The sequence below is a fragment of the Arthrobacter sp. ISL-95 genome, assembly GCF_018613695.1.
Lineage (GTDB): Bacteria > Actinomycetota > Actinomycetes > Actinomycetales > Micrococcaceae > Arthrobacter.
In genome coordinates this window covers 636,505-654,495 of record NZ_JAGGPR010000003.1, presented here as the reverse complement: position 1 = coordinate 654,495, position 17,991 = coordinate 636,505, and the positions used below count along the sequence as shown (strand labels likewise).

The 17,991-nt window shown below is 62.7% G+C and carries 17 protein-coding genes, 1 tRNA gene and 1 pseudogene; 9 read left to right on the top strand and 10 right to left on the bottom strand.

The window, feature by feature from the left end; translation table 11 throughout:
* Nucleotides 1-36: 36 nt before the first annotated feature.
* The 4 genes from disA to J7I86_RS05430 all read right to left on the bottom strand — a co-directional run bounded on the left by disA (nucleotide 37) and on the right by J7I86_RS05430 (nucleotide 4,631).
* Nucleotides 37-1,113: a DNA integrity scanning diadenylate cyclase DisA gene (gene disA, locus J7I86_RS05445; protein WP_024819020.1), complete on the bottom strand. Its 1,077-nt coding sequence runs from the start codon at nucleotides 1,111-1,113 to the stop codon at nucleotides 37-39.
* A gap of 297 nt (nucleotides 1,114-1,410) precedes the next feature.
* Nucleotides 1,411-2,034, bottom strand: coding sequence for a Pr6Pr family membrane protein (locus tag J7I86_RS05440; protein WP_214816639.1), 624 nt, complete (start codon nucleotides 2,032-2,034; stop codon nucleotides 1,411-1,413).
* A gap of 53 nt (nucleotides 2,035-2,087) precedes the next feature.
* Nucleotides 2,088-3,464, bottom strand: a complete 1,377-nt coding sequence (gene radA / locus J7I86_RS05435; protein ID WP_214816636.1) for a DNA repair protein RadA — start codon at nucleotides 3,462-3,464, stop codon at nucleotides 2,088-2,090.
* A gap of 39 nt (nucleotides 3,465-3,503) precedes the next feature.
* Nucleotides 3,504-4,631 (bottom strand): aromatic acid exporter family protein, encoded by a 1,128-nt coding sequence (locus tag J7I86_RS05430; protein ID WP_214816622.1) that lies wholly within the window; start codon nucleotides 4,629-4,631, stop codon nucleotides 3,504-3,506.
* Between the two features lie 237 nt (nucleotides 4,632-4,868).
* On the opposite strand from J7I86_RS05430, the gene pstS reads away from it, so the two are divergent.
* From pstS to pstB, 4 genes are all read left to right on the top strand, one after another.
* Nucleotides 4,869-5,990 carry a phosphate ABC transporter substrate-binding protein PstS gene (pstS, locus tag J7I86_RS05425; protein WP_214816619.1) on the top strand — a complete coding sequence of 374 codons (1,122 nt, stop codon included), beginning with the start codon at nucleotides 4,869-4,871 and terminating at the stop codon, nucleotides 5,988-5,990.
* Between the two features lie 125 nt (nucleotides 5,991-6,115).
* Nucleotides 6,116-7,048 (top strand): phosphate ABC transporter permease subunit PstC, encoded by a 933-nt coding sequence (pstC, locus tag J7I86_RS05420; RefSeq protein ID WP_214816616.1) that lies wholly within the window; start codon nucleotides 6,116-6,118, stop codon nucleotides 7,046-7,048.
* Complete coding sequence (gene pstA, locus J7I86_RS05415) at nucleotides 7,049-8,152, top strand: phosphate ABC transporter permease PstA (protein ID WP_214816613.1); 1,104 nt, start codon at nucleotides 7,049-7,051, stop codon at nucleotides 8,150-8,152.
* A gap of 69 nt (nucleotides 8,153-8,221) precedes the next feature.
* A complete protein-coding gene (pstB, locus tag J7I86_RS05410) occupies nucleotides 8,222-9,001 on the top strand; it encodes a phosphate ABC transporter ATP-binding protein PstB (protein ID WP_011772968.1) in 780 nt (259 codons plus the stop codon).
* Nucleotides 9,002-9,098: 97 nt separating this feature from the next.
* On the opposite strand, the gene J7I86_RS05405 is transcribed toward pstB, so the two are convergent.
* Together J7I86_RS05405 and J7I86_RS05400 are read right to left on the bottom strand one after the other, a co-directional pair.
* Nucleotides 9,099-10,115, bottom strand: a complete 1,017-nt coding sequence (locus tag J7I86_RS05405; RefSeq protein WP_214816610.1) for an inorganic phosphate transporter — start codon at nucleotides 10,113-10,115, stop codon at nucleotides 9,099-9,101.
* Nucleotide 10,116: 1 nt separating this feature from the next.
* The gene (locus J7I86_RS05400; RefSeq protein WP_043469600.1) at nucleotides 10,117-10,734 is read right to left on the bottom strand and encodes a DUF47 domain-containing protein; all 618 of its coding nucleotides are present in this window, start codon (nucleotides 10,732-10,734) and stop codon (nucleotides 10,117-10,119) included.
* A 193-nt stretch (nucleotides 10,735-10,927) separates the two neighbouring features.
* On the opposite strand from J7I86_RS05400, the gene J7I86_RS05395 reads away from it, so the two are divergent.
* Nucleotides 10,928-11,665 carry a hypothetical protein gene (locus J7I86_RS05395; RefSeq protein ID WP_214816607.1) on the top strand — a complete coding sequence of 246 codons (738 nt, stop codon included), beginning with the start codon at nucleotides 10,928-10,930 and terminating at the stop codon, nucleotides 11,663-11,665.
* A gap of 233 nt (nucleotides 11,666-11,898) precedes the next feature.
* Here J7I86_RS05395 and J7I86_RS05390 read toward each other — a convergent pair whose 3' ends face one another.
* Nucleotides 11,899-12,558, bottom strand: coding sequence for a hypothetical protein (locus J7I86_RS05390; RefSeq protein ID WP_214816604.1), 660 nt, complete (start codon nucleotides 12,556-12,558; stop codon nucleotides 11,899-11,901).
* Between the two features lie 241 nt (nucleotides 12,559-12,799).
* Here J7I86_RS05390 and J7I86_RS05385 point away from each other — a divergent pair.
* Nucleotides 12,800-12,872 (top strand) — tRNA-Lys (locus tag J7I86_RS05385).
* Nucleotides 12,873-13,001: 129 nt separating this feature from the next.
* Here the strand turns inward: J7I86_RS05385 and J7I86_RS05380 are convergent.
* Nucleotides 13,002-13,607 (bottom strand): class I SAM-dependent methyltransferase, encoded by a 606-nt coding sequence (locus J7I86_RS05380; RefSeq protein WP_214816601.1) that lies wholly within the window; start codon nucleotides 13,605-13,607, stop codon nucleotides 13,002-13,004.
* A 199-nt stretch (nucleotides 13,608-13,806) separates the two neighbouring features.
* Between J7I86_RS05380 and J7I86_RS05375 the strand changes: the two genes are divergently transcribed.
* Nucleotides 13,807-15,333 carry an alpha-N-arabinofuranosidase gene (locus J7I86_RS05375; RefSeq protein ID WP_214816598.1) on the top strand — a complete coding sequence of 509 codons (1,527 nt, stop codon included), beginning with the start codon at nucleotides 13,807-13,809 and terminating at the stop codon, nucleotides 15,331-15,333.
* Here the strand turns inward: J7I86_RS05375 and J7I86_RS05370 are convergent.
* Together J7I86_RS05370 and J7I86_RS05365 are read right to left on the bottom strand one after the other, a co-directional pair.
* Complete coding sequence (locus J7I86_RS05370; protein WP_214816595.1) at nucleotides 15,330-15,704, bottom strand: hypothetical protein; 375 nt, start codon at nucleotides 15,702-15,704, stop codon at nucleotides 15,330-15,332. The two genes, J7I86_RS05375 and J7I86_RS05370, sit on opposite strands and share 4 nt — an antisense overlap.
* A gap of 115 nt (nucleotides 15,705-15,819) precedes the next feature.
* Nucleotides 15,820-16,590 carry an ANTAR domain-containing response regulator gene (locus tag J7I86_RS05365; RefSeq protein WP_214816592.1) on the bottom strand — a complete coding sequence of 257 codons (771 nt, stop codon included), beginning with the start codon at nucleotides 16,588-16,590 and terminating at the stop codon, nucleotides 15,820-15,822.
* A 204-nt stretch (nucleotides 16,591-16,794) separates the two neighbouring features.
* On the opposite strand from J7I86_RS05365, the pseudogene J7I86_RS05360 reads away from it, so the two are divergent.
* Nucleotides 16,795-16,911, top strand: a pseudogene (locus J7I86_RS05360) (RidA family protein); the annotation flags it as partial.
* Between the two features lie 60 nt (nucleotides 16,912-16,971).
* On the top strand, nucleotides 16,972-17,976 hold the full coding sequence (locus J7I86_RS05355; protein WP_214816589.1) for a LacI family DNA-binding transcriptional regulator: 1,005 nt from the start codon (nucleotides 16,972-16,974) through the stop codon (nucleotides 17,974-17,976).
* Nucleotides 17,977-17,991 lie beyond the last annotated feature (15 nt).

Below are 17,991 nucleotides of genomic sequence, written 5' to 3'. Positions count from 1 at the left end.
TTCGTCTGATTTAGAGCCCGACGACGGTGGTCGGCTTTAGAGGAAACGGTCCAGCAGGCTTGCCTCGGCCATGCGGCTCAAGCCTTCGCGGACTGTGCGGGCTCGCTGATCGCCGATCCCGTCCACGGTCATGAGGTCATCAATAGTGGCAGCCATGAGGTTCTGAAGCCCACCGAAGTAGTCCACCAAGCGGTCGGCCACTGCCTTGGGAACGGACTTGAGGCCGGAAAGCAGGCGATATCCGCGCGGCTGCACCACAGCGTCCAGCTGCTCCACCCCGCCGGCGAAGCCGATGATGTGGGCGATACGGCTGAGGTCAATCAGTTCCGTGGGGCCCAGGTTGAGGAGTGCTTGGACGGCTTCCTCGATTTCCTCGGGCGTCGCGTCCGGATCGGAGTAGTCGCGGATGATGACATCGCTGCCCGGTCCGCGACCCATGGTGAGTTCCTCCACCTGGAGTGAGAGCAGGCGGCCGTCTTCACCGAGTTCCAGCACATACTGGGCGATCTCCTCGGAAATGCGGCGAACCATTTCCTGGCGCTGCAGGGTCACGGCAACATCCCTGACCGTCACCAGAGCCTCGATCTCAAGGGCGGAAAGGGAACTGGTGACCTGGTCCAGTCTGGCGCTGTACCGTTCCAAAGTTGCCAAGGCCTGGTTGGCGCGGGCCAGAACCTTCTCGGAGCCCTCCAGGACGTGGCGCAAGCCGTTCACATAAAGCGCGATGATCTGCATGGACTGGCTGACGGAAATAACCGGGACGCCTGTCTGGATAGCCACGCGCTCTGCGGTGCGGTGCCTCGTGCCTGATTCCTGGGTCTCAATGCTTGAATCGGGCACAAGCTGGACGGCAGCACGCACGATGTTGCTGGCATCCTTGTCACAGATGATGGCGCCGTCCATCTTGGCCAGTTCACGGAGACGCGTTGGCGAGAAGTCGATACCGATGTCGAACCCACCGGAACAGATGGAGTCGATGGTGCGGTCGTACCCCAGCACAATCAAGGCACCGGTGCGGCCACGGAGAATGCGTTCCAGGCCGTCACGCAAAGGAGTTCCGGGTGCGACTCTGGCAAGGGTCGCCTTGAGCGACTCTTCCGGGCTCCGGGCCATAGGGTTTCCCTTCGAAGGTGCAAGCCATGGCTCACAGACAAGCTGAATCCGGCGTCAGTGCGCACTACGGAAAATGCCCACATGACGACAAGCACAATGATAGGGCTTCCGGACACCGTTAACCGCACCAGCAAGCCCCAAAGTGGGTCATTTCGTTATGTTCGGTGCTGCCTTGAAGGTGCATTTCCCGGCGTGGCCCACAAGTGCACTTTGCGGAAGCATGTCAGCTAACGCGGGGGATATGGCCAGTTGCTGTAGTTAATTCACCCGCGCCAGGGAGGCGTCAAGGACAAGTGCCTAGTAATCCACCTGCCGCTTCAACTTGTTCCCCAGCCAAAGCATGGCCAGGCTCACCAGCAGGAAGCCCACGGAAATGGCCACGGCAAACACCACCACACCGCCCCAGCCACCTGCCCGGGCGGGGTCAATGAACCAGTACGGGTACCAGTTGACGAATGCACCCCGGATGAGGCTGTAGACCAGGTAGCCAACGGGGTAGAGCAACCAATACCAAATGTGCTTGGAACGCAGGGCGGCCCTGGGCGGTTGGAACAGCCAGTCAGCCACCATCGCCACGGGGATCAAGTAGTGAACCACAAAGTTGACCCACGGGAGCAGCGAACCAAGGTCCTCGCCGGCCAGCAGCGCGCCAAACACCAGCCCCACCACGGCCATGGCAATGGTGGCAGTGCCTCGAGTGACGTCATCGATCTCGCTGGGACGCTTCCGGATCAGCACCCTGTAGCCGCTGATAAGAAGCACCAACGCGGCGAAGATATTGGACAGGTTGGTGAAGTAGCTAAAGAAGTTCCACAGGTCATAGCCCAGGCCCAGATGAACTGTCAGCTGCGTTCCCACCGCCACCAAGGTCAAGAGGCCAAAGAAAAAGCGTCCCCCGATAAGCACATTCCGTTTGGTCATGGGCCAATCTTGCCCAACCTGCACCTGAGCAGGCCTTCGACACCCCGTAAGGGTTAAGTGATCAGCAGTTCCAGTGCCTCTGCCAGGTGGCCTACTTCGCGGACCGAGAAGCCGTCCGGGATGACGCCCGCGCCTGCCGGACTTGCCGGAACAATGGCGTGCGTGAAGCCGAGACGGTGGGCTTCCTGGATGCGCTGGTTGATCCCCGGGACCGGACGTACTTCGCCAGCCAGGCCCACCTCGCCGAACGCGATGAGCCGTTGGGGGAGTGCCTTCCGGGACTTCGCCGACGCTACGGCCAGCGCCACTGCCAGGTCCGTGGCCGGTTCCGTCAGCTTCACGCCGCCCACGGTTGCCACGTAGGAGTCGTCCTTGTGAAGCATGCAGCCGGCACGCTGCTGCAGCACTGCCAGCAGCATGGCAACCCTCGAGCTTTCCAACCCGCTGGTGGCACGGCGGGGCTGGGAATTAGCGCTCTCAGCGAGAAGGGACTGAACCTCGGCCAGCAGCGGCCTGCGACCCTCCATGGTCACCGTGATGCAGGTGCCCGAAACAGGCTCACGGGTCCGTGAAACGAACAACCCGCTAGGATCAGCCAACCCCTCGATGCCGGTCTCATTGAGGTCAAAGCACCCGACGTCGTCCGTGGCACCATAGCGGTTTTTCACAGCCCTTAGCAGGCGCAGACGGGAGTGGCGCTCGCCTTCGAACTGGCACACAACATCCACCAGGTGTTCCAGCAGGCGAGGCCCTGCGATGGTGCCTTCCTTGGTCACGTGGCCCACCAGCAGCGTGGTCATGTTGCGCCGCTTGGCCGCAGAGATGATGGAGGCGGCAACCTCACGCACTTGGGACACCCCGCCGGCACTGCCTTCGACGTCGGCACTGCTCAGGGTCTGCACGGAGTCCACAATCAGCAGTTTGGGCTCAAGCTTCTCCACTTGGCCCAGGGCCTGCCCCAAGTCGGTTTCGGCGGACAGATAAAGAGTATGGGCGACGGCGTCGATTCGCTCGGCGCGCAGCTTCACCTGTGCCGCAGACTCCTCGCCTGTGATGTACAGGACGTCCTGCCCGGTGCGCGCGAACTTCGCGGCAACATCCAACAGGAGCGTGGACTTCCCGACGCCGGGTTCCCCAGCCAGCAGGATGACGGCACCTGGGACGAGACCTCCTCCGAGGACGCGGTCGAGTTCGTCCACGCCAGTGGGCAGGAATGCCGCCGTGGTCCCATCCACCTCAGCGATACGGCGGGCCGGCTCCAAAACGGTTGCCGCCGCCGCCGTCGTACGCGCTACCGTGGCGCCATACTCCTCAACGGTTCCCCACGCCTGGCATTCACCGCACCGGCCCACCCACTTGATGGCGGTCCAGCCGCATTCGGCACACTTGTAGGCGGGTGTTTTGGATGCGCGGGACGTCTTGGAAGCCATGGGTTCAAGCGTAGTGGCGGGGACCGACAGTATTAGCCGCTACAGCGCCGGGAGCACCGCGCGGGCCTCCTCCGGTTCCATTCCGCTCGCTTCCAGCAGGTCCACCATGAGCGGCCGGAACAGCATGACCACGGTTTCGCCCTCGAGCCGTTGCACGTCCAGCATCTTGGGGTGCAGGCGCGCAGCGATGTCGGAAAGTTCGTTACGGGCACGCCGCAAGTGAACCCGTCGAGTTCCTTCGCTCTGCTCGGACAATCCAATGGTCATCTCGTCGATTGCATCGGCGGTTTCCTGCAGGACTTCGGAGATGCTGTCGATCGCTTCGTCGGACAACGCAGCATGGTTGATCGCGCTGGTGAGCCGCCGCGCAAACACCCGGCTGTTACGGAGCGCAAGATCGATGTATTCCAGCGAATGCTCCAAGCCGGCGAGCTCGTCCCGATGCCTGCGATGTGCCGGCGCCAGGGTGGCAACTTCACCGGAAGCCCGCAAAGTCTGCCGCATCCGATCCACCAAAGGCTGGCAATTGCGGCCACGGATCAGAGCGTGCCAAGCCGTGGTGGAGTCGCTGTCAATCATGGCTTTGGCGCACTCACGCAGCACTTCCGCGAGCTCATGAAGGATCTTCTGCACATCCTTCCGCGGTTCACGCCGCGGATCCTTCGGCACCAAAATGGTCACCAGCAGTGCGAACACACCACCAACCACGGCATCAAGGCTGCGTGTGAACGGCCCGCCGGCCGGAGCCGGAAGCAGCACCACCAGCAACGACTGCAACCCCAGTTGAGTGGTGAAGATCGTGCCGCTGTCCAGGAACCTGGCCAGCAGGATGGAGAAAAGAAGCACGACGGCGGCCTGCCAAATTCCCGCCCCCAGCCAATGGAGCAGCAGGTCACCAACAACGATTCCCAAGGTGCAGCCAAGTCCCACCTCTATAACGCGACGCAGGCGCGGATCACGGGAGAAGCCCAGGGCAATCAAGGACGAAGTAGCCGCGAACAGCGGCCCCTGATGGCCCAGCACATATTCAGCGAACGCGTAGGCACCCACGGCGCACACGGTCATCTGAATAGCCGGGGTCAACGAATTCCGGCTGCGGACCAGGCCCGTCCGGACTCTGGCGCGCAGGAACCTCTTGCTTGCAGAAAATCCCTTTACGGCAGCCATGCCTTCCAGTCTATTTGCCCAACACCTCCCAACTACCTCAAGCCAGCTACCCCTCAAGGTGGCACGCGCCACATAACCCAATGGTCCGCCGTCGTTCATCTTCCGTTCACCTTGCACCGCAGATCCCGTTACCTGCACTCCTTACCTTCAGTAAAGGAACAAATTGGTCCACAGCTCGCGCACGCCGAAATCTCCGTTCGGCCCGCATCGAAGAATCCCTGGAAGGGGCACATCCAAGTGAAGGCAACTCACTTCGGCCGCAACGCGGCAATCGCGGTCATCGCAGCCGGCGCTCTCGCGCTCACTGCTTGCGGTTCAGACAACGCAACGGGCACCACTGGCGGCACCCAGTCGGCAGCCTCCGGCCCCAAGGTCACCGGTACGCTGACCGGAATCGGCGCCTCTTCTACCGGCGCAGCCATGGACGCCTGGAAGGCCGGCTTCTCCGCTGCGAACTCCGGCGCAACCGTCCAGTACTCCCCGGACGGTTCCGGCGCAGGCCGCAAGGCCATCATCGACGGCTCGGCACAGTTCGCCGGCTCCGACGCCTACCTGAAGGACGAAGAGCTCGAGAGCTCCAAGGCCAAGTGCGGCCCCGACGGCGCCATCAACATCCCGGTGTACATCTCCCCGATCGCAGTAGCCTTCAACGTTCCCGGCGTCACCGACCTGAAGCTCGACGCCGTGACCGTCGCCAAGATCTTCCGCGGTGAAATCGCCAACTGGAACGATCCCGCAATCGCCGCCCTCAACGAAGGCGTCACCCTCCCGGACCTCAAGGTCACCCCGGTGAACCGCTCCGACGACTCCGGCACCACCACCAACTTCACCGACTACCTCGCAGCTGCTGCACCCGAGGTGTGGACGGACAAGTCTGCCGGCATCTGGCCCGCAACCCTGGCCGGCGAGAACGCCAAGGGCACCTCCGGTGTGGTCAAGACCGTCACCGACACCCCCGGCGCCGTGACCTACGCTGATGACTCCGCCGTTTCCGGCAAGCTGGGCACCGCCTCCATCAAGGTGGGCGACGAGTTCGTCAAGATCTCCGCAGAAGCCGCAGCCAAGGCCGTTGAAGCCGGCAAGCCCGTTGACGGACGCGCCGCCAACGATGTAGCCATCAAGCTGGACCGCAAGACCACCGCATCGGGCGCCTACCCCGTAGTCCTCGTCTCGTACCACGTTGTCTGCACCACCTACGAGACCAAGGAAGTTGCTGACCTGGTCAAGGGCTTCGAAACCTACGTCGTTTCCGACGATGGGCAGAAGACCGCAGCCGACGCCGCGAAGTCCGCACCGCTCTCCAAGACGCTGCAGGACAAGGCCAAGGCCGCTATAGAAACCATCAAGGCCAAGGCCTAAGGTTTCCTGAACCCGGCTGAACACTGAAGTTCCCTGTCCCGCGCCCGGTGGCCACAGTGCCGCTGGAGCGGGGCAGGGAACTTAGCCATGTAAGACCAGTTCACTCCAGACTGAAGGATCGTGAAGTGACCACCAACTCCCTGACCACCTCTCAAGGCGCAGGACGCGCCGGGGACAAGGTTTTCTCCGGGGCCGCCATGGCCGCAGGGTGCCTGATTCTCGCAGTCCTCTTCGGAGTCGCGCTGTTCCTTGTGGTGCAGGCGATCCCTGCACTCACCGCCCCGGCTGAGGACATCCAGGGCGGCAACGGCTTCTTCGCCTACATCGCTCCCATCGTGGTGGGCACCCTGATTGCCGCCGTGATCGCCCTCGTCATCGCCACCCCCGTGGCAATCGGCGTTGCACTGTTCATCTCGCACTACGCTCCCCGCCGCCTCGCTGCCGGCCTGGGTTATGTGGTGGACCTTCTCGCAGCCATCCCCTCCGTTGTTTACGGCGCCTGGGGTGCGGCTTTCCTGGCCAAGGAAATCTCGCCTGCCTACGACTGGCTGGCCACCTACCTCGGCTGGATCCCCATCTTCGAAGGACCGGCATCCGCCACCGGCAAGACCATCCTGACCGCCGGCATCGTCCTGTCCGTCATGGTCCTGCCCATCATTACCTCCCTGTCCCGCGAAATCTTCCTGCAGACCCCCAAGCTGCACGAGGAAGCAGCGCTCGCACTCGGAGCCACCCGCTGGGAAATGATCAAAATGGCCGTGCTGCCCTTCGGCCGCCCGGGCATTATCAGTGCCATCATGCTGGGCCTCGGCCGGGCACTCGGCGAGACCATGGCCGTTGCTCTGGTCCTCTCCTCCGGCATTCTCACTGCGAGCCTCATCCAGTCCGGCAACCAGACGATCGCGGCGGAAATTGCCTTGAACTTCCCCGAAGCCAGCGGTATTAAGGTCAACACGTTGATCGCCGCCGGCCTGGTGTTGTTCGTCATCACTTTGGGCGTGAACATGATCGCCCGCTGGATCATCACCCGGCACAAAGAATTCTCGGGAGCCAACTAAATGTCCGCCACAGTAGTCCGCAAGCGCTCAGCGCTCACCAAGGGCCAGCTGCCCAAGTTCGCGCCCTACATTGTCCTGGCCATCGCGCTCATTGTAGGCGCGGCCATCATGGCGCTCATCGGCTTCAACGCCTTCGGGTGGGGCATCGTGTTCGCCGTCCTGTTTGCTGTGGGCCTGGTGTCCTGGAGTGCGGCTGTTGAAGGCTCGCGGAGGGCCAAGGACAAGCTCGCCACATGCTTGGTGGTGGGCTCGTTCCTGATTGCACTCCTACCCCTGATCTCCGTGATCTTCACGGTGCTGGTCAACGGCATCCCCGGTCTCATCACTCCCGGCTTCCTGGGCACCTCCATGAACGGCGTCACCGGCGCGTTCGACAACAAGGCAGTGGAGGAAGGCGCTCCGGTCCTCGGCGGCATCTACCACGCACTGCTGGGCACCATTCAGATCACGCTCCTCGCCACGGTCATCTCCGTACCCGTTGGCCTCCTCACCTCCATCTACCTGGTGGAATACGGCAACGACCGCCCGCTGGCCCGCGCCATCACGTTCTTTGTGGATGTCATGACCGGCATCCCGTCGATCGTGGCCGGCCTCTTCGCGGCAGCGTTCTTCTTCGCCATTGTGGGCCCCGGCACCAAGACCGGTGCGGTAGCCGCCGTCGCGCTTTCAGTCCTGATGATCCCTGTTGTTGTTCGCTCCAGCGAGGAAATGCTCAAGATCGTCCCCAACGAGCTCCGCGAGGCCTCTTACGCGCTGGGCGTCCGTAAATGGCGCACCATCACCAAGGTGGTTATTCCGACGGCGATCTCCGGCATCGCGTCCGGCGTCACCTTGGCGATCGCCCGGGTCATCGGCGAAACCGCGCCGATCCTGGTGACCGCAGGCTTCGCCACCACCATCAACAACAACGTTTTCGGCGGCTGGATGGCCTCGCTGCCCACGTTCATTTATACGCAGATCCTCAACCCCACCTCGCCGTCCAATCCTGAACCTTCGGATCAGCGTGCATGGGGCGCGGCGCTGGTGCTGATCATCCTGGTGATGCTCCTGAACCTTGGAGCCCGCCTCATAGCCCGGCTGTTCGCACCCAAAACGGGACGCTAGCCGGGCCGGCCGCCGGTTAATTGCGGCGACACCTTCAAACTTCCACACCCCAAGGAACAAAGGAACACCATGTCCAAGCGCATCGACGTCAAAGACCTGAATGTCTACTACGGCAACTTCCTGGCCGTCGAGGACGTCAACATCAACATCCAGGCCAAGTCCGTCACGGCCTTCATCGGCCCGTCCGGCTGCGGCAAGTCCACCTTCCTGCGCACACTGAACAGGATGCACGAGGTCCTTCCCGGCGCCCGCGTTGAAGGCGAGGTCCTCCTGGACGGCGACAACTTGTACGGCCCCGGCGTGGACCCCGTAACCGTCCGCACCCAGGTGGGCATGGTCTTCCAGCGGCCCAACCCGTTCCCCACCATGTCCATCCGCGACAACGTGCTGGCCGGCGTGAAGCTGAACAACAAGAAGATCTCCAAGGGCGCAGCCGATGCTCTTGTGGAGAAATCCCTGGTGGGCGCAAACCTCTGGAACGAGGTCAAGGACCGCCTGGACAAGCCCGGCTCCGGCCTTTCCGGTGGCCAGCAGCAACGCCTCTGCATCGCCCGCGCCATCGCCGTGGAGCCCCAGGTGATCCTCATGGACGAGCCTTGCTCCGCCCTGGACCCCATCTCCACGCTGGCCGTTGAGGACCTCATCAACGAGCTCAAGGACCAGTACACCGTGGTGATCGTGACCCACAACATGCAGCAGGCCGCGCGTGTGTCCGACAAGACCGCGTTCTTCAACATCGCCGGCACCGGCAAGCCCGGCAAGCTGATTGAGTTCGCCGACACCACCAGCATCTTCAACAACCCCGGCCAGAAGGCAACGGAAGACTACGTCTCCGGCCGCTTCGGATAAGGGTTCTGCAGGTTCCGGCTTCTAGGGGGAGTCGGCACAGAACGACGGCGGCCGTCGCCTTGGGGGTACGGCCGCCGTCGTTTTTTCATACTTGGGTCTACAAATCCGCGAGCGGCGAGAACGCCAGCTCCAGAACGAACGCCACCGCGGCCGTGATCAGCGGAGTGGCCACCCAGAACAACAGAATTCTCCGGACCAGGCGCCTGTTAACAGTGTGGAACCGCTGGTTCACGCCCGCACCCAGCACCGACGCTGTCAGCGTATGGGTGGTTGAGAGCGGCAGGTGAAAACCGATTGCGCCGATGAACAACATCACGGACGTCAAGGTTTGCGCCACGAAACCGCGCAGCGGATCCACCCGAATGAGTTTGTAACCAAGGGTGTGGGAGATCCGCCAGCCGCCGAACATGGTGCCGGCAGTGAGCATGATGGCAGTGAGCAGCAGGATCCAGAGCGGCACGTCGCTGCCGCCGGATAACCCGGCAGCAACCATGGCCAACACCATCACGGCGGCAGTGCGCTGACCATCCTGGAGCCCGTGACCGAACGCCACCGCGGCAGCGGAGACGGCCTGTGCCCGGCGGAACCGGCGGTTCACCACATTGGGTTGCGAGTATCGCGCTGCCCACGTCACCGGCCACACCAGCAGGTACGCAGCCACTAACGCGATCACGGGGGACAGCACCAACGGCAGTGCCACCTGGGTGAGCAAGACGTTGTCTATGCCGTCCACTGCATTTCCGCCCACAAGGACGCTCGCGGTGCCGGCCCCGATCAGGCCGCCAACCAGCGAGTTTGTGGAGGACAAGGGGATGCCGCGCCACCACGCGTAGATGCCCCACAGGATGGCTGCGGTGAGCGCGGAGGCCAGCATGGTGAGGCCGCCGGTCCCGCTGGGCAGGGTGATCCAGGACTGCGTGAAGGCGAGGATGAAGGTGCCACTGAGCATGGCACCGACAAAGTTGAAGACGGCCGCGAGCAGCACTGCAATGGACGGCGTGAGGGCGCGGGTCCGCGTTGAGAGTGCGACGGCGTTGGAGACATCGCGGAAACCGTTGAGGAACGCGAACCCGGAGGCCAAAGCAACTACGAGGACCAGGAAGGCGATGGTCACGTCATGATTCCTTGACGATGATGCTGCCTACCTGGGTGGCGACCTTCCGCATGTCCTTGGTAACTTCAACCAGCTGGTTGGCGATGTCCCGGTGCCTTGCGTACTGCGTGGACTTCATGTCCTTGAGCATCTCGGCAACCCAAATCCGGTGTGAGCGTTCTGCACGCTTGGCCAGCCGAAGGATTTCGATCCAGTAGTCCTCGAGCTCGTCCAGGTCCTCGAGCTTCCGCATCGCGTCCACGGTGAGCTCGGCCTGCCTGCTGATGATCTCCAACTGGTCTGCAGCGCGTTTGGGGAGGCGATCCAGTTTGTAGAGCGCCACGAGGTCTCCGGCGGCGTCGAGCTTCTCCATGGCCTCATTAAGGTGGCGGGAAAGCGTGTACATGTCCTCGCGGGGGAGCGGGTTCACAAAGCTGGTCCGCATATGCGTCAGCAGCGCGAAATGCAGGTCCAAGGATTTGGATTCGTGCTCGTGCAGCTCTTCAGCGAGGCGCTGGTGTTCACTGGCCGGAGCTCCGAGTATCTCGGAGAGCGTTCCAGTCGCGGCTACAATGACGCCGGCCATCTGCGCGAGCAGCACGAGCCCGGCAGGTTCCTGGGGAAAAAGGCGCAGCTTCATTTCGCTTCCGGGCCGGGGACGGATGGGCACGGGCAGTTTGACTTGACGCAGCCCGTTTCGGTCCCAACTTTACCGGTCCAGTGGTGGCGGTCGCGAAGCCCGGGAGTGTGGCGGGCACTTCTCCCCATCGCTGCGCCTCAGCAACCGTGCGACACTGTAGAAGCACCGAATAAATCCACTCAATGGGGGAACCATGCGACTCAACCATGTCATGAAAATTTCCGGCATCGCCGCTGCCGGCCTGCTGGCCCTAACCGCCTGTGGCGGAGCAACGGCGGGCCCGACGCCGGGTGGTTCCGAGCCGTCGTCGTCCTCCTCGGCGTCAGCGCCCGCTTCACCGTCAGCCTCGGCGTCCGCCTTGGCCACCACCTCGTCAGAGGGCGCCGGCACTTCGTCCGGCTCGTACAAGGCCGCTGCCTGGGCTCTGCCGATCTCCGAGGCCGGGGACAAGCTGGGCACCATCATGGGCGACAGCTTCAGCGTGGACATCTACCAAGTGGCAACCGATGTTGCGTCCAAGGACAGCATGTTCGTGGACAAGGAGACCAAGGAAAACCTGCTCAAGAAGGGTGACCCCGTGGTGTACCTGAACTACGTGGTCACCAACACCTCATCAGCCGAGATCCCCCTGAGCCACTCGCTGATCACTCCCAACGCAAAGTACCCGGACTGGAAGTACCTCGGCGGGATGCCGTCGGACTCCAGCAGCGACGGCTACAAGAAGCACGGCCTTTCCAGCTCAGGCGTCAAGCTGAAGGAGAAGGACCCGTTCGTGCTGAAGCCCGGTGAGTCCTTCAACATCGCGGAGAACTTCGCCTACACCGCCGGGAAGGAAACCGAAATCAAGGTGACCATGACGCCTCAGGGTGCCAACGGCGACCTCGATCACGACAAGAAGGAAACAGCTGACACCACGGTCACATTGAAGTAGTGGTGAGCGTGTTTGCCCGGGTCCGCTTCAGTGCGGGCCCGGGCAAACTGCGTTTGGGCATAAAAATGGTGCCGAACCGGATACGCCTCTCGGCGGTAGGCCGCTCGAAGCGGCTATATGTTGAAGCCCGGGGGTTTCGCGGTTCGACACCAGTTTTAGTTTTCACCGTCAGGCGGGCTAAGTCAACATTGACAGGCCGGACCCGACGTGGGTACGTTTCGCCCTTTTGCCCGCTAGTCGAGCTCTCCCAGGCGCCACGCGTTGGCTGCGTGCTCAAGGTCTTCCGCGGTCTTAACCAGCTGGTGCGAATTGCGCGTGAGCTTGCTGGCATGGCCTTCATTGCTGTGCTCTGCGCCGTCCGCAAGGGTCACCTGGCCGAGCGCCACCACGCGGCAGAAAGCGGCGGAACGTTCCAGCGCGACGTCGAACTCGCCGTCGAAAGCGCCGGACAAGATGGCATCAGCCATGGTCTTCATTTCGTCGGCTCCCGGCGGCTCAGCTGCACCTGCCACCACATTGGAAACCTGCGCGGTATCGCGACCGGCCCTGAAGTAGACGGAGATCCGTTCGGGATTCTGGATGGTGGCGGCGCGGAGTGCGTAGAGCCTCCAGAGGGCGCCGGGCAGGGAACGTGCAGGACTTTCTGCCCACATCTCCGCGATGGCTTCGAGGCCCTGTTCATCAGCCAGCTTCACCAGGCGGCTGGTGACCGTGGGGTCATCGCTGTCGCGGCCGCGTCTTACCAGCGCCTGGGCCGCGAGGTGGGCTGCCTCCGAGACCCGCGCGGGGTCGGCGCCACCTGCGAACGGTTCGAAATCGATGGGCGCGAAGGGCTTGGGCTTGTGGTGCCTGTTTGCTCCGCCGTACGCACGTGATCCTGGCTGTTCGCTCATGAGTTCACCGTACTCCTGTGCTCTGGTGGGGTCGAGTAACGGTTGCCCGGGCTGGTGGCGTTGTTGGGGGCGTACGGCCACCACCCACTTTGCCGCCGCACTCGCCGCGACACGCCGCTGCCGGCCGCGCGTCGCCGTCGAACTTTCTTCCAAAGAAGGTGACGACGGCGCACGTCACCTTGAGTTCTACAGTGGCCTTGACCTTGGGGTACAGTATTCATGGCTGTTTCAACAGCTGGAGGGGCCTTTAGCTCAGTTGGTAGAGCATCGGACTTTTAATCCGTGGGTCGTGGGTTCGATCCCCACAGGGCCCACCCTCCAAGACAGGCCGGAGACATTGCGTCTCCGGCCTGTTTTTTTGTTCCTGCGCGCTTGGATCCCGGGCATATCCGCGTCCCCCGCCGCACTACGTTGAGGGCAAGGAACAAGGGCGGGTATGAGCGTCAGAGTTGCGCCCGGCGGGCAACGATTGCTGCGTGAGGGCGGGCTCCGGGGTCGACCCGAGCGTACGTGCCTACCACCGTGAAGCCTGCCTTCAGAAGCCGGGCCGACATTTCCTCCACAGGCCAGAAGTAGGCGGGAGTCACTGCGTGGGGGAAAGCTTCCAGGATGGGACCTTCGAAGAAACCGAGCAGGAGCCCGCCGCCGGGTGGGAGGCACCGCGCAAACTCGCCCAAAACCCGGCTGATCCCAGCCGGGGGAGTATGAATCAGTGAGTACCAGGCGAGGATCCCCGCCAGGGATTGATCCGGCGTAGGCAACCGTCCAAGCGATCCGACGGCGAAGTCAATGTCCGGGTAGTTCTGCCTTGCCGTTTCAATGAACTCCGGCACCAGATCCACGCCTTGGACGTCCACCCCGGCGGAGCACAGGAACTCAGTCCACTGCCCGGGTCCGCAGCCGGCGTCGATGACTTTCCCTGACAGCCCCTGGGCCCATGACAGAACGAGCCGCTGGTCGGCGGGGTGGGTGCTGCTGATGGTCCCGAAGAGCGCGGTGTATTCCTCGGCACGTGCAGAGTAGGCCGCTCTCACAACTCCCAATGACATGGGACTCAGCCTACGTGGCGCCGAAACTTGCACTCGTTCGAATCTCCCGCCGCACAACGGCGTGGCCAGCGAACACGTGCGGGACTTGCCGGCTACCGCAAGAAATCTCTTGACTCACACCCCTCAGCGCCGTCAGCATGGTTTCTATAACGTTGTAGAAACCCGCAAAAGCCAAGCAAACCAGAAAAGGACCCACCCCTTGGGAAACCCAGAGAACCGCACTGCCAAAATCACCGTTGACCCCGCATTTGTGATCGGCCCTGTCCGGAGGAAGACCTTCGGCGCGTTCGTTGAGCACTTGGGCCGGTGTGTGTACACGGGCATCTTCGAGCCTGAGCACCCCAAAGCCGATGAGGACGGATTCCGCACCGACGTCCTGGAACTCACCAAGGAATTGGGCGTCTCCACGGTCCGGTATCCGGGCGGCAACTTCGTTTCGGGCTACCGCTGGGAAGACGGAGTCGGGCCAAAGGAAGGCCGCCCCACCCGCCTCGACCTCGCATGGCACTCCAGCGATCCCAACCTGGTGGGTGTGGACGAGTTCGCCAAATGGTCGGAGAAAGCCGGTGTTGAACCAATGATGGCCGTGAATCTGGGCACCAGGGGCACGCAGGAAGCTCTGGATCTGCTGGAGTACTCCAACATCAAGGGTGGAACGGCTCTGTCCGAACAGCGCAAGGCGAATGGCGCCGTCAAGCCTCATAACATCAAGATGTGGTGCCTCGGGAACGAGATGGACGGCTTCTGGCAGATCGGCCACAAGAAGGCCGACGAGTACGCGCGGGTCGCTGCCGAAACCGCGCGGGCAATGCGCATGGTCAATCCGGACCTGGAACTGGTGGCTTGTGGAAGTTCCGGACCTACCATGCCCACGTTCGGCGAATGGGAGCGCGTGGTCCTCAACGAGACGTACGAGCTGGTGGATCTGATTTCTGCGCACCAGTACTTTGAGGACTTCGGGGACTTGCAGGAGCACCTGTCCGCGGGGCACCGCATGGAAGCGTTCATCAAGGACCTGGTGTCACACATCGATCACGTGAAGTCAGCCAATAAGTCCGAAAAACAGGTCAATATCTCGTTCGACGAGTGGAACGTGTGGCACATGTCCCGCGACGAATCCAAGGCACCAACCGGCGACGATTGGCCCGTGGCCCCCGTGCTGCTTGAGGACCGCTACACGGTTGCGGACGCCGTGGTGGTGGGCGATCTCCTCATCACGCTGCTGCGGAACACGGACCGCGTCCACTCCGCGAGCCTCGCGCAGCTGGTCAACGTCATTGCGCCGATCATGACGGAACCGGGCGGCCGGGCTTGGAAGCAGACTACTTTCCACCCCTTCGCGCTCACCTCACAGCACGCCTCAGGCACCGTGCTGAATCTCGCCGTCGAGTCCCCGCTGCTGGAGACCAAGACGACGTCGGGCTTCACCTCGCTCTCAACGGTGGCAACGTTCGACGCCGAAGCAAACCAGGCCGTGGTCTTTGCCGTGAACCGCTCGGCGACGGACGCGCTGACGCTGGATGCCGCCGTCGGAAGCCTCAACGCAAGCAAAGTCATTGAAGCTGTTACCTACACGAACAAAGACCCGTACTGGCAGGCAACGGCTGACGATTCGACGTCGGTCCTGCCGTCCGAAAATGTCAGCGTGAAGCTCGACGGCGGCCGCCTCACCGCCGAACTTCCGGCCGTGAGCTGGAGCATGATCCGCCTGGAACTGAACTCCTAGGCGATCGCCTGTGAGCCGTCAGTGAAGAGCGGATACGCTGAGATTGGTGTGACCGTTGCTGTCCGGGTGGGCTCCGGTGCCTGCGTTGCGGGTGCCGGAGCCGGCTCGTCGCTGGTAACGATTTCCATGGAGTCCATGTCCAGTAGACGTCGGCTGCCGGTTTCGTCCTGAAGCCAGAAGAGGTCTGTCCCCGCCACTGTTTTGACTACGGTGCCCCGGTGGTAGAGGCGGCCGTTGTGCCATGCCTCGATGGACTCGCCTGGCTTCAGTGCGTGTGGCTCTTCCTGGCTGCCCGGCAGAGTGCCGAACGCCTGCGCCAAGCTGGCCTGGGTCTTCAGCGCCTGGAAAAGATCCCTGTTAGCAATGCTCATTTCTGCTCCCCTCCGCTGGATGCGTCATCCATGAGACCCAGCTTTCCGCATGTATGTTGCGGGCGCGTTGCAGGAAAATGAGCGGTGTGTGTCGGGCGCGAAAGAAGCTAAAAAGTCATTCCTCGAAGTTCGCTGAGATCCTTTGGTCCCCCGCCACTTTCGCAATTATGCCCGCCGCCACGGTCCTGAGCTTGATGTTCCGGTGGCTCGATGCCCTGGCGAGGATTTGGAAGGCCTCGTCACGGCAGCACCTGTTCTGAGCCATGATGATACCGACGGCGGTATCGATCGTCGCGCGGGACTCCAACGCTGCCGTGAGATTATCCCGGGTGTCCCGCAGTTGCGCCATCTTCACGGCGAGGTGAAGCGCCTTGGCTCCCGTGGCTGTAAGCCGCTTCGCTGCCATGATGTCGTCTTGCGAGAAGCCGTGCGGGCGCGTGGAGTAGAGGTTCACCACGGCCTCAGCGGTGCTGTTCAGTTCCATTGGGAGGGCCAAAATTGAGCCGACATTGGTTGCAGCGGCGGCTTTCATGTACTCCGGCCAGCGTTGTTCCGTCTGAACGTCAGGCACGTGGGAGATGCTTCGGGTCCGGAGGGTCGCGAGGCACGGTCCATCGCCGAAACTGTTCTGAATTCCGTCGAGCCTCCGGGCGAGGGTATCGCTTTCCGCCACGGCCACCGGTTTCTTCTGCCGGATGACCGTCACGCCGCACGCGATGGTATTTCCGGTCTTGGTCAGCTTGGTTGCGGTCATGCAAGCGAAGTCTTCAAGAAACGCGCGAATATCCGCGTTGTCCACCAAAAGATCCTGAAGTCGCAGCAGGAAGTCTGTCAGGTCCACTTCGGATTGTTCTGGAGCTGTCGGAGCTTGGTTGTGCTGGGCCATGCGGCCTCAATTCCAGCAATGCCGGAGTCCACGCATCTCCGGCTGGGCGGCAGTGCGCTCGTATTCGCGCAAAACCCGAATGTCAACCCCGGTCCCGTCAGCACCCGAAATCTCCTACGTCTGACACTACCCCGTTGCCAATCAACAAGACAGGGCCAGCCGCCAGACGTGATGGAATGTGGACAACACAGTCCAGTTTCCAAACGCGGGGCCTTTGGCGATCACGATGTACCCAGCACCCTCATGGGCGTCACAGTCCTCGGATACGACCATCAGCTGGTGGAAATCGAGGCTGTCGCCGCCGTGATGGACCCTGCCTAAGCCGGCACATCTGCAACGATGTATACCGAGCCGAAGTGAACCAAAAGAAGGAGCCGCCGCATGGGGGTCACCATGAACGATGTCGCACGCGCCGCGGGAGTGTCCTTGAAGACGGTCTCCAACGTCATCAACGATTACGAGTTCATCCGGCCGGCCACCAAGCAGCGCGTCCTTGACGCGATCAGTGAGCTCGGCTACGAAACCAACCTGACGGCCCGCAGCCTCCGGTCCGGGAAGACCAGCATGCTCGGGTTGGTCCTGGCGGATCTCTCCATCCCGTACTACGCCGAGTTGGCCTCGGACATTATGAAGGCCGCATGGGCTCGCGGTTACCGTGTTTTGGTGGAACAGTCCGGCAACGAGGCAGAGCATGAAAAAGCTGCGCTCCAGGGCCAGTTCCGGAGCCTGACCGACGGTCTCCTCTTCATCCCGCTGGCACTGGACGCCGAACAGATCATCACTGCTGCCGGCAAGAAACCGCTGGTCCTCTTGGGGGAATTCGTGCAGGACCCCCGCCTGGACATGGTCCTGATCCAAAACCAGGAGGCTGCCGCGGCCGTTACCGCTCACCTGCTGGCCGGTGGCCGCCGTCGTATAGCCGTTTTGGGCGCGCACGACGGCGACGAAGCCGGCAGCAACGGCCTCCGTCTCCGCGGATACCGGGCTGCGCTCGCTGCCGCTGGTGTGGAGCATGACCCGGAGCTGGTGGTCCCGTGCGGCTGGAGGCGCGACGGCGGTGCTGACGCCACCGCGAGGTTGCTGGACAGCGGCGTGGAATTCGACGCTGTTTTTGGGCTCAACGATGCCCTGGCGTTGGGGGCGCTGCACGAGCTCCTGCTCCGCGGCCGGAAGGTGCCGGAAGAGATAGCGGTGGCTGGGTTCGATGACCTTGACGAGTCGCGGTTCGCGTCGCCGTCGTTGACTACCGTGGCGCCCGGGCGGGCGGAAATTGCGGAGCGTGCTGTCGAACTCCTGATCGAGAGGATTGAAAGCAAAGATGCCGTGCATTCGGTCCAGCAACCCAAGGCGGCGTTCGCAATGAAAGTCCGGCAGTCAGCTCCGTAGGGCGTCAGTGCCCCG

Coding starts and splice junctions, on each gene's coding strand:
- disA (WP_024819020.1), bottom strand. CDS start 1,113: ATGGCCCGGAGCCCGGAAGAGTCGCTCAAGGCGACCCTTGCCAGAGTC.
- J7I86_RS05440 (WP_214816639.1), bottom strand. CDS start 2,034: ATGACCAAACGGAATGTGCTTATCGGGGGACGCTTTTTCTTTGGCCTC.
- radA (WP_214816636.1), bottom strand. CDS start 3,464: ATGGCTTCCAAGACGTCCCGCGCATCCAAAACACCCGCCTACAAGTGT.
- J7I86_RS05430 (WP_214816622.1), bottom strand. CDS start 4,631: ATGGCTGCCGTAAAGGGATTTTCTGCAAGCAAGAGGTTCCTGCGCGCC.
- pstA (WP_214816613.1), top strand. CDS start 7,049: ATGTCCGCCACAGTAGTCCGCAAGCGCTCAGCGCTCACCAAGGGCCAG.
- pstB (WP_011772968.1), top strand. CDS start 8,222: ATGTCCAAGCGCATCGACGTCAAAGACCTGAATGTCTACTACGGCAAC.
- J7I86_RS05400 (WP_043469600.1), bottom strand. CDS start 10,734: ATGAAGCTGCGCCTTTTTCCCCAGGAACCTGCCGGGCTCGTGCTGCTC.
- J7I86_RS05395 (WP_214816607.1), top strand. CDS start 10,928: ATGCGACTCAACCATGTCATGAAAATTTCCGGCATCGCCGCTGCCGGC.
- J7I86_RS05390 (WP_214816604.1), bottom strand. CDS start 12,558: ATGAGCGAACAGCCAGGATCACGTGCGTACGGCGGAGCAAACAGGCAC.
- J7I86_RS05380 (WP_214816601.1), bottom strand. CDS start 13,607: ATGTCATTGGGAGTTGTGAGAGCGGCCTACTCTGCACGTGCCGAGGAA.
- J7I86_RS05370 (WP_214816595.1), bottom strand. CDS start 15,704: ATGAGCATTGCTAACAGGGATCTTTTCCAGGCGCTGAAGACCCAGGCC.
- J7I86_RS05365 (WP_214816592.1), bottom strand. CDS start 16,590: ATGGCCCAGCACAACCAAGCTCCGACAGCTCCAGAACAATCCGAAGTG.
- J7I86_RS05355 (WP_214816589.1), top strand. CDS start 16,972: ATGGGGGTCACCATGAACGATGTCGCACGCGCCGCGGGAGTGTCCTTG.